Below are 10635 nucleotides of genomic sequence, written 5' to 3'. Positions count from 1 at the left end.
CTATGAAAGTAGGGTGTATGGTAATGAAGCTGTTAGTGCATATGGTAATAACATGATGAGAAATTACACCAACTTTAGAACTATCATAGTTGTTACCTTATAATGCACCAAATGGTTTGACTTAGTAAGCGGTAATTGGTAACCCAGTTATCGCTTTTTGTTTTAACTAAGGGTACGGGTAATCCTCCTAAGATAACGGAAATAAAAGAGGAGGATCTTGGTAAGCATATTATTAAAGGGAAAAATGGAAGGAAAGAACTTGCACCAAACGTGCGCTATATCACTGAGGATGGTTATAAATATACAACAGATGAGCTTGGTAGAATAGTAGATGTTGAGGCAGAAGAACTAATACTTCAAAAAGGAAAACGAAATACAGGAATGCAAGTGGCTRCAGGACGAGAAGATAKGTTGCCTGATGATGATGGGGGTYACTTGATAGGAACACAATTTCACGGATCCGGTGACATTGATAATTTAGTCGCTCAAAATAAACAAATTAATCGTTCTGGTGGAGAATGGTATAATATGGAGAAGGAGTGGGCTAATGCATTAGGTGGAAATCCCCTTAAAAAAGTGTCAGTAAAAATTGAACCAGTATATAGTGGGCAATCAATGAGACCAAATTCGTTCATGGTAGAATATCAAATTCAAGGGAAGAAACCGGTTATACGTGAAATTTTAAATAAACACTATATACCTAGAATGTATAATGTTGATAGAAAAATTTATAATCAATTTCTACATGAATTATTTGATTTGACAGTTCAATTACAACAAGTATTTATTGATAATCAACAAGAGGCGTGGTTTTCAGTTACAATGATGGTGAATGGTGAAGGGAAATTAAAAGTTCGATTTAGTTATGTTAACTGGAACGATTCAGAATTTGGACCTTCAGATAGAATTGAATATTTTGAGTATAAATATTTAAATAGAGAACTAACAGATGAAATAGACAAAGAACTGATGGCAAGAATGGAAAAGTATGAAGAAGAGCGGTCTTAATAAAAAAACATCATTGAGTTTTTTATATTAGGACCGAATACATGAATGAAAAACAAAGTATATGTGAAGTGTATAGAAAAAATGATAAGGTGTTTGAAAATACATACTCCATGATGGTTGTATCTTACAAACTTAGAAAACAAATGAACTTAAAGCACTTGATTGTCAATTAAAGGCAACAAGTGCTTTTTTAATTGATTGGTATGCTTTAACGTTATAAATAGTTGGTAAGTTGGAAGAAGTAACGGCATTCATGAATAAGTTGCCGTATAGTATGAAGAATGTCGGGGAGAAGATTAAAAATATTGAAATCCCAAATTTATTCCATGAACCTTTGTTAGCTGGTGTTGGGAATGGAGGAGGAAGAAACGCACTTGGTGGAGAGTTATTTTCTGTTGCTAAGAGTGAAACTAAGGGGCAAGCGCAAAATGCAAACCGGTTATCTGGGGAGAAACTTCCTGCAGAGGGGGTTACTGGAGCTGATAGGTTAAAGCAGCTCAATTTGCAAAATTCTAGAGAAACAATGATAACTGACTTAGATAACTATAGAAAAGTTTTACGCAAAAACGGGGATGCAAAGGATATAAGCAAAATTTTTGCTATTGTGGATACGGAAAATCCATCTTTGAAAGGTATTGCAGGTAGTGGGAATTGGAAGTATAATCCAACTATAATTGATCATAGAGGGATTGATCCTAGAGGATTTTGTAAAACACCCGGAGATTACACTAAGTATTATAGAAGTCTATTATTAGAAAAGTATATAGATAGTTTACCTGATAGCTTTTTTATTGGAAAAAATAAAGAATTTATAAGAGAAGATATGGCAAAATTAAGAGCTAGTATAGAAAAAGTAAGAGCAGAAGCAGAAAAGTTAAGACCGCTTAATAAGTATGGAGAACCGAGCTTTCAATATGAGTGGAATATTGATAAATGTGCAGAGGTTTGGAGCGCAAGAGATGCAATATTAAAAGGCGCAAGATATGATAATTTTATCGTTAGAACGGAAAACTTACGAGGTGGTTTTGCTGAACCTTGTGAGAATTGTAGTAGAACGTTTTTTGATTTCTATAATATTGATAATGATAAATAGGAGGAATGAATATGGGAATATCAAATAAGACAATAGAAGAATTGAAAAAAGCGGGATGGTATGAGGGTAGAAAAATAGACATATCAGAAAATGTAAAGTTTCTTGAAGAAAGAGGCTTTGAAGTTTTTGAAAGTGCAAAAAAATTTATGGAGGAGTTTGGAGAATTACGAATCAATGTTGAAAAAATTTGGCCAGATGGATTGGTCATATCTAAACATACCACTTGCATTAAGGAAGTGATAGGTGTGTTAGATAGTTCGTGTTTTGGTTTAGAAAATTTTATTGATGATAAAGTTATTCCTATAGGCTCACTCTATAATTTTGAAATAGATTTATACATATCAGAATCAGGAAGAATATTTGAATCAACAGGTTGGGCAGGAGAGAATGCTTTAGAAGCATTGGATAATATTTTTCGTGAAAAAGGAACAGTGATTTAGGATAAATTTGAAGAATAATAATTTTCTAATGCAAAATTATGTCCTAACCTAACCTACTGCATAATTGTAATTAAGCAGTGAGTAGGTGAAAGAGTAATAGATAAAAATTAAAAAGTGATTTTAAGTTGATAGAACTGAAAACTAGTTTTAAAATACCTTGCTACTTAATCATCTTTTGCTCTAAATGAAAGATGTAGAGAAAAGAAAAAATAAATTTATATTATAACTAAGAATAGAACCAATGTCTCTAATGGAAGGAGCGTTGGTTCTATTTTTATGCAAAGAAGTTGGAGGATTAATAATAATGTATCTGAATGTAGAAAGAAAAACAGACATGACCATATACAAACGTAAAACTAGTTAGAGAAAATCTGGATTCAAGGCTGCAGCCAGCAGGAGATTTTGATACATCTGTAGCAAATAATCAGTGGCTTGAGAAAAAAACAGCACCGTTTTTTGAAAACTTGAATTTGAAGAGTGGTTCGAAGGATTTAGAATTAAAAGAATTTACTAAGGGTACGGGTAAAGGTAGTGCTGGAGTAAGTGAAGTTAAAACATTAGTGGACAAAGAAAAACAGTTTACAAACGGTAGGAAAAATAGGTTGAAACCGAATGTTAGGTATAAAACAGGGGAATACGACTATTTTTATGAAGCAGATAACCTTGGAAGAATTGAAAAATTTGAAACAGATAAGCTACAATTAACTGAAAGAGAGAAGAGATTATCACATAGTAAAAATACACCCGGTAAAGTAAAAGGACAAGACCATGCAGGGCATTTAGCAGGTGATAGATTTGGGGGATCACCTAAAATTGATAATTTGGTTTCGCAATTATCTGATGTTAATTTGAAGCAATATAAGAAGATTGAAGAAGAATGGGCTRMAGYTTTGAAAGCAGAACCCCCTAAAGAAGTAACTGTTGATGTTGAAATTGTTTATTCTGGAAATGATATGCGCCCAAAAGAATTTATAGTTAATTATTCTATTGATGGTAAATGGGGATTTGAAGTTATTGAGAATTAATCTAAGGAGTGAAAAAGTAATATGAAAGAATTTGAAGATAAGTTTAGTGAATTGCAATCAGATATGATAGCTATATGTATGGAATTTGTTGAAGATAGAGCCGATAAAGTATATGTTTATGCTTCATGTGAAGAAGGTATTATTTCAGGTAGATTCTTTTATTTAATTAATAATAAGTATGTAAAGCCTCATAAAGTGAATGATGCATTGGAGAATGGGGATGAAAGATATGATGTATCTCCAAAGCGAGGGTTTACGGTATTGCGTATAATATGTGAAGACATCAAAAAAATAAAAGAATTGTGCAAAGAATATGAAAGAGACATACCAACGGAGATGAAATTAATATATGATGTTAAGAGTGGTAATTTCAAAGCTGGGTACAAGTATGATTTAGTATATACGAATGATGATATTAAAACAGCAGATCATATTGCTGATGAGTGGTTTGAAGAAGTGAAAAATAATAACCTTTAAAAGGTTTACAGTAATAGTTATATCTAAGTTGAATGGACAATTCATGGTGGTTGTACCATCATGGGGCACTATATGCAATTCTAGAATAGAAAACGAAGTACGAGATTAAGCGAGATGACGTTTTAAGCACATGGAATGTATATGAAACTAATGAACTCGTACAAACTCGTAAGTTTTAACGTAGTAGTTTTTATGACATACAAAAGGTGTCATACTTTTACTGCAAGACTTACAAGTTTATGCTACTTAAAAAGAGATGAACTTAAAGCACTTGATTGTCTATGATAGGCAACAAGTGTTTTTTTAATTGATTGGTATGCTTTAACTTTATAAATAGTTGGTAAGTTGGAAGAAGTAACGGCATTCATGAATAAGTTGCCGTATAGTATGAAGAATGTCGGGGAGAAGATTAAAAATATTCATATCCCGAATGTATTCCCTGAACCTTTGGCAGCTGGTGTTGGGAATGTAGGAGAAAGAAAAACACTTGGAACGTTATTTTCTGTTGCTAAGATTGAAACCAAGGGTACGGGTAATAGAGATGCTGATATTCCACCAGCCTTCAAGCAAGAGGAATTTGCTAGTACATATGATTCAAGATTCAAGCAAACACCCGCAGAAACGAATTCAAATGTCGTTTTTGAATGGGCTAGAGGTGAGTCTTTATGTACCCTAAAACCACCACCAGATCCTACGTTACAGAAAATCTTAAATGAAGCTGGTATTAATGGAATTGAGTATAAAAATGGAGTTCCTGATTTTTCACCTGTAGCAAAAGCACAATTTGAAATTGAATACATGTTAGGTGGGACCGGCAAGAACGGAACAAAAGCTAGAACTATTAATTTTAAACAAGCAGATCAAAAGTTGGCTGAACAACTTAACAATTCACCAGAGTTGGCAAGCAAGTTTGGGCATCTTGGCGGCGTAGGAGAGATAAATGCAGGAGCGTTTAAGTCAGGAGAATTTGCCAATAAATAGAAAGGGGAAAATTCAAAATGAAAATAAATGATGCAGTTTTTGGTGAGCTTGAATATGATTATGTCTGGAGTAGAGATACTACCATTAAGTTTTGCGGAAAAGAAGCCGATATTGCTTTGATGATAGATGGTGAAGAAGATGGAGAATTTAGTGAAAAACAGTATGCTTCGTATAATTCTTTAATACAAAATTGGGGACATCTTCAACAAAGTATTTTGCAACCAATTCTAGATTATTACAAACAAAAACGACATGAGCTGGGGTATGATGTTTCATATAATGAAAATTATCCTTTAATTGGAACGATTGATCAGCTTCTTGAAAAGATCAAGCTAGTGGGGATTTATGTCCCATCTGCTAGACGCTTTGAAGGCAGATATATTGGACTAACATTTGACTGTACATGGGACATGGAAAATGGGGTAGGCATTCGTCTAATAAATGAAGAAGTAGCTAGGGTAGGATACCAAGATGTTGCAATTTAAGCATTACTATTTGTAAGGGATACACATAACAGAATATAAAAAATTGGTTTTTGGAAATTGATAGCAAAGACAACGGAGATAGATACTAGAAATCTCTGCTGTTTTTTTATGCAAATGGAAAAATTAATCTTGAAGGTTATTTCTATCTTACATACTATTGAGGTCTTTTACTAAAGATATTGAATTTGTAAATCCATCTGGTAAGGGTACGGGTAAGAATAATATAAGTGATGTTGATATAGATATTGATAATTTTAACTTTGGTAAATATTTTAAAAACCATATTGGTGACCCTCCTAAAGAAATGAAAGATCCTTATGCACATCACATTCTTTTTAAGAAAGGTCGTGGAAAAGCTCAACAAGAGTTTGATAAGGAAGGACAAGAAATTTTAAAAGAATTTAACATAGATCCAATTTTAGGACTTAAAAATTTGACTTGGACACCAAATAGAGCTAAAGGACAACATGGTATTGAGGCAATTCAAAAAGTTGTAGATGATATTAAAGCAGTAAAAAATAATGGCGGTGATCGGGATGATATGATGTGCAACACTTGAAGAATTAGGTAACATAGCCGCCAAAAGGAGATAGTGATAATATGGAAAATATCCAACTAGCTAAAGAAATTCGTACAGATATTAAGCAAAATAATGTTGAGGGTGTAGTTGAGTTAATTGGTTCAGATATGGAGCTCTTGAATATATCGATGAGACCGTTTGGAACTCTTCTTCATGTTGCAGCCACACATGGAAAGCTTGAAATAGTCAAGCGACTTATAGAATTAGGTGCTGACATAAATAAGCGCGGTGGTGTATATGGTGGTGGGGCACTTAACCAAGCGGCTTCAAAAGGCCAGTTTGAAATTGTCAGGTATCTATTGACTTGTGGAGCTGAAATGGATGTGAGTGAACCGGAAAGGAATCCTTTGTTTGGTGCTATTCAGGGTGGATATATAGATATTGTAAAACTTCTGATTGAAAATGGAATTGACATTCACGTTAAGTACACGGGAGAATATATGAAAAATATGGATGCGTTAGCATTTGCACATGAACAAGGGCAAATAGAAATAGCGAATTTATTAGATTCTACTAAAAAAGTGGTATATAAAGATACTGGGGAAAATGCAAAAACTGATATTTTAGATTATATAACAGAACAATTTGGTCCCATTAATGATACAATCAGTGAAATCATACCTGGTAGTAAAGTATCAATTGATATTCAAATTATATTGCCATCAAAAGAACGTGATTTTATAACTCTTGTGACTACTGGGATGAGTGATTTTACAATGGATGATTCAGAAGACAATAAGGGATTTAAGTATGCTGAATTAGTATTAAAGTTGCCTGCAAATTGGCCAATAAGCAAAGCAGAATTGGCGAACAAAGATAATTATTGGCCTTTGAAGTGGTTGAGAATGGCYGCTCACATACCTCACAAATATGATGGATGGTTAGAGGAAGGGGTCATTCTCCCAAATGGAGAACCTCCAATGCCATTTGCTTCTAATACAGAATTATCATGTATTTTAATCGATAAATCTAAAGAGGTAAGAAGTTTTATAGATTCAGAAAATAGAATAATTAATTTTTATACTTTAATGCCCATTTATACAGAAGAAAGAATAAGTGCTTTACAAAAAGGACATGAATATTTAATGGGAAAATTTGATGAATTTGGTGTTTTAGATGTACTTGATATAAAAAGAGAAAACATTGGTTTAAAGGAATAAGACTAGAGATGTTACTTTTACTTGTTATAACATGTTTGATATGAAAGATTATTATGCTAGTATCCATTGACCATGGGTACTGGTTTTTTTAACAGATATACAAAATTTTAACATTGAGTATATGATTTTGAATGAAATAGAAAATTTAAAAGGATTAGTTGATAACTTGTTGAAATTAGGGGCAGAAGTGAAAACATTTGATAGTGATGAATACGATGAAGAACTTTTTGATTATCAAGAGATTTCTTACAGGTGACCCATCTGTTGCCATGAAAAATCCATATGTACATCATATTTTATTTAAAAAAGGCCTTGGTCAGAAGCAACAAGAACTGGTTCGAGAAGGTCAAGGAATATTAAGAAGGTATGGGATAGACCCAATAATTGGTGAAGAAAACCTTGTTTGGGCACCAAATGCTGTAATAGGACAACATAATTTTGATGCTTTGGAGGAAGTAGTGAATCGGTTAAGAGTTGTTGAAGCAATAGACGGTGACTTTGATGATATTGTTGAAACTCTTAAAGATTTAGGAGACATAGCTAGTACAAGATAGTAGAGATACAGGAGGTAATGTTATGGATGAAAAAAGTTTAAATAAAACAATAAGAAATGCAATTAAAATTGGTGATATTAATGAAGTAAAACGTTTAATAGGAGATAATCCAGAATCTTTACATTCAATGACACCATTTGGTACGTGGATACATGTTGCAGCAAAGAAAGGGCATTTTGGAATAGTGGAATATTTAATCCATAAAGGAATCGATGTTAATACAAAAGGTGATATATTTGATGCTTCCCCTTTAAGATTGGCAGCAGGAGCTGGGCATTTGGAGATAGTAAAGTATTTAATTGAGACTGGCGCAGAATTAGATGTGAGCTTAGCAAAAAGAAATCCATTATTCGGTGCGATTTATGGTGGATATAAAGAAGTAGCTGAGTTTCTAGTTGAAAAAGGAATAGATATTTCAATTAGATACACTGGAGAAAATATTAAGAATATGAATGCTTATGAATATGCTAGAGAATTTGGGCAAACAGAAATTGCTGAATATTTAAAGCAGAAAATGGATGAAAAAGAATAGGCTGTTAAAAAGTACATACTCCATGATGGTTGTACCATCATAAAGTATTACGTGCAATGATAGAACTGAAAACGAAGTACGACCTTAGGTGAGATGACATTTTATTGGGCGATGAATATTAATACATGGAATCTATATGAAACTAACCAACTCGTACAAGCTCGTAAGTTTTAACGTATTACTTGTCACGATATATAAAAGGTGTCAAACTGTTACTACAAAACTTACAAAATTAACGATACTTAAAAACATATGAACTTAAAGCGCTTGATTGTCTATGAAAGGCAACAAGTGCTTTTTTGCGTTTTAGCATAGAAAAGATACATTATATTTTTATAAATTCATGAAGTGTTTTATAGATTATAATGGCTATGTATAAAGTAAGAGCGTAGTAGAGAAATATTATAAAAAGTGTCAAAGCAATAACCAACCATGGATTAGTAGCAAAATTGCACTTGGTAAGCAAGACTCTTCAGTTCTAAAGAATTAATCTAAGGAGTGAAAAAGTAGTATGAGAGAATTTGAAGATAAATTTAGTGATTTGCAAGCGGATATGATATCTATATGTATGGAATATGTTGAAGATAGAGCTGATAAGGTGTATATCTACGCCTCACGTGAGGCAGGAATTATTTCGGGAAGTTTCTTTTATTGCATTAACAATAAACATGTAGAACGTCATAAAGTAAATGATGCATTGGAAGATGGAGATGAAAGATACGATGTGTCTACAAAACGACAGTCTATGGTATTGCGTATCATATGTGAAGATATTGAAAAAATTGAAGAATTATACAAAGAATATGAACGAGACATGCCAACGGAGATGAAATTAATATATGATGTTCATAGTGGCAACTTTAAAGCTAAATATAAGTATGATTTAGTATATACGAATGATGATGTTAAAACAGTTAGCCATATTGCTGATGAGTGGTTTGAGGAAGTGAAAAATAATAACCTTTAAATTGTTCAGGGTTAAAGATATGTTCGAATTGATTTAGTTCATGATCACAAACACAAAATAAGTGACAAAGAACACGTTATTCATAATGACAGTCAAATGCGAGCTGAAAGAGAACTGGCACAAAAGACAGATGGGCGTCATGTTGTGACAATATCAAGTGACATACCCGATTTAAATGGAATTCCTCCTCACCCAAGACCAAGTGGGCCTTTAGCACTAAAGAGTGAAATTTACTATACTGATCCAAGTAGTGGTAAAGTGACGCACAAATGGGAGAACAATTCACGTTTACCTGGTGGGGGTGTATGGATAAAACTGTGAATGAGAAATGTTATGTAACTTTATTTTTTTAGTATTAAGGGAGGATATAAATGAAACCTAATTATTTTTCAATTTCAATGTACCCCACAGTATCTTTTAATCAGGAAGAGATACTAGGGCGTCTTTTGGATGTGTTTGAGTCAAATGAAAAGTTTGCTCCTACTCATTGGGGCAACTGTGAAACAATACGGCTTGAATATAATCGTGAGGAAATTATTGAAAAAGTGATTTCGGAGGGTAGGGTATCTGAAGTTCATCTCTATCGTGATAAATCTGTTAACTATAGAGGGAGTTTTGAAGTTAACTTGAGCAATGGCTCATTTTTGGAGTTTGAGTTTCAAAAATCTATCCCTAAAAAATTCTGGTCAGATTTTTTTATGTTATCTGACCAAATCTTGGAAATTGCGAAGCCTCGTTTTGGAGTAGCTCAAATTTGTTGGCCTTTATCATATCCGTGGAATACCGAACGCGAACGATTACAAATGTGGATGGAAATATCTTCACAACCTATACCAGTTAGGTTTCTTCCAAACGGTCCCTTAGGACTAGGGGCTAGAACATATTTTAGTGGTAATATTTTAGAAATGTTTGACAAGGAATTATTACTAAATAGTCCAGCTGTCGTATCAGAACTGGATTGGGGTGGGATTTGTATAGAACTTTTACAAAATCCATTAGAAGCTGATAATGATACATTGCTTGATAGTTGGTTACATGTAATGAAATATCTGGAACCAGCTCAAGTAATGGCTATACCGAGTTTTCATGAAAGTCGGATGGTTGTAACCTATTCTCCAAATGTTGTTTGGAAGGACTATCTGGAAAGTTAAATGAAAGGAATTCGTAATCATGAATGAGAAAAGTAATGATAGAATAAGAGTCATGGAAATATTAAATCGATCTCAATACAATGATGAGGTTATAGATCAGTTAGATATGAGTGATTTGGACCTTACTTTTTCAGACCTGTCAGAGGTAATGGGAGATCGTATTATGGCAAAACGGGTCATGT

15 protein-coding genes and 1 pseudogene are annotated in these 10635 nt (G+C 33.3%); all 16 read left to right on the top strand.

All coding sequences use genetic code 11. From position 1 onward, the window contains the following. Positions 1-135 precede the first annotated feature (135 nt). Entirely contained in the window at positions 136-1008 is an 873-nt protein-coding gene (locus AC1DIT_RS25295) for an immunity protein YezG family protein (protein ID WP_476998489.1), read from the top strand. Between the two features lie 253 nt (positions 1009-1261). After that, positions 1262-2101 carry a hypothetical protein gene (locus AC1DIT_RS25290; RefSeq protein WP_016114225.1) on the top strand — a complete coding sequence of 280 codons (840 nt, stop codon included), beginning with the start codon at positions 1262-1264 and terminating at the stop codon, positions 2099-2101. Positions 2102-2112: 11 nt separating this feature from the next. Continuing rightward, positions 2113-2541, top strand: coding sequence for an SUKH-3 domain-containing protein (locus tag AC1DIT_RS25285; protein WP_016132685.1), 429 nt, complete (start codon positions 2113-2115; stop codon positions 2539-2541). A 470-nt stretch (positions 2542-3011) separates the two neighbouring features. Then, positions 3012-3566, top strand: a complete 555-nt coding sequence (locus tag AC1DIT_RS25280; RefSeq protein WP_476998488.1) for a DNA/RNA non-specific endonuclease — start codon at positions 3012-3014, stop codon at positions 3564-3566. 21 nt (positions 3567-3587) lie between these two features. Then, the gene (locus AC1DIT_RS25275) at positions 3588-4043 is read left to right on the top strand and encodes an immunity protein YezG family protein (RefSeq protein WP_016114228.1); all 456 of its coding nucleotides are present in this window, start codon (positions 3588-3590) and stop codon (positions 4041-4043) included. A gap of 366 nt (positions 4044-4409) precedes the next feature. Then, positions 4410-5024 (top strand): HNH endonuclease, encoded by a 615-nt coding sequence (locus AC1DIT_RS25270; protein ID WP_016114229.1) that lies wholly within the window; start codon positions 4410-4412, stop codon positions 5022-5024. Positions 5025-5041: 17 nt separating this feature from the next. Next, positions 5042-5509, top strand: coding sequence for a DUF2004 domain-containing protein (locus tag AC1DIT_RS25265; RefSeq protein WP_016131298.1), 468 nt, complete (start codon positions 5042-5044; stop codon positions 5507-5509). Positions 5510-5666: 157 nt separating this feature from the next. Next, positions 5667-6068 (top strand): AHH domain-containing protein, encoded by a 402-nt coding sequence (locus AC1DIT_RS25260; protein WP_016114231.1) that lies wholly within the window; start codon positions 5667-5669, stop codon positions 6066-6068. A 41-nt stretch (positions 6069-6109) separates the two neighbouring features. Further along, the gene (locus AC1DIT_RS25255) at positions 6110-7249 is read left to right on the top strand and encodes a suppressor of fused domain protein (RefSeq protein ID WP_016114232.1); all 1140 of its coding nucleotides are present in this window, start codon (positions 6110-6112) and stop codon (positions 7247-7249) included. A gap of 127 nt (positions 7250-7376) precedes the next feature. Further along, entirely contained in the window at positions 7377-7505 is a 129-nt protein-coding gene (locus AC1DIT_RS25250; RefSeq protein ID WP_016114233.1) for a hypothetical protein, read from the top strand. Positions 7506-7518: 13 nt separating this feature from the next. After that, complete coding sequence (locus AC1DIT_RS25245) at positions 7519-7803, top strand: AHH domain-containing protein (protein WP_229170315.1); 285 nt, start codon at positions 7519-7521, stop codon at positions 7801-7803. Between the two features lie 22 nt (positions 7804-7825). After that, complete coding sequence (locus AC1DIT_RS25240; RefSeq protein WP_016114235.1) at positions 7826-8335, top strand: ankyrin repeat domain-containing protein; 510 nt, start codon at positions 7826-7828, stop codon at positions 8333-8335. A gap of 511 nt (positions 8336-8846) precedes the next feature. Beyond that, positions 8847-9302 (top strand): immunity protein YezG family protein, encoded by a 456-nt coding sequence (locus tag AC1DIT_RS25235; protein WP_016114236.1) that lies wholly within the window; start codon positions 8847-8849, stop codon positions 9300-9302. 96 nt (positions 9303-9398) lie between these two features. Beyond that, on the top strand, positions 9399-9623 hold the full coding sequence (locus AC1DIT_RS25230; protein WP_229161527.1) for an ADP-ribosyltransferase: 225 nt from the start codon (positions 9399-9401) through the stop codon (positions 9621-9623). A 50-nt stretch (positions 9624-9673) separates the two neighbouring features. Next, positions 9674-10453, top strand: coding sequence for a hypothetical protein (locus tag AC1DIT_RS25225; protein WP_016114237.1), 780 nt, complete (start codon positions 9674-9676; stop codon positions 10451-10453). Positions 10454-10472: 19 nt separating this feature from the next. Then, positions 10473-10635 (top strand): annotated as a pseudogene (locus AC1DIT_RS25220) (pentapeptide repeat-containing protein); the annotation flags it as partial.

The organism is Bacillus sp. 05T22 (assembly GCF_056396765.1).
This window is presented reverse-complemented; position numbering and strand designations above follow the sequence as displayed.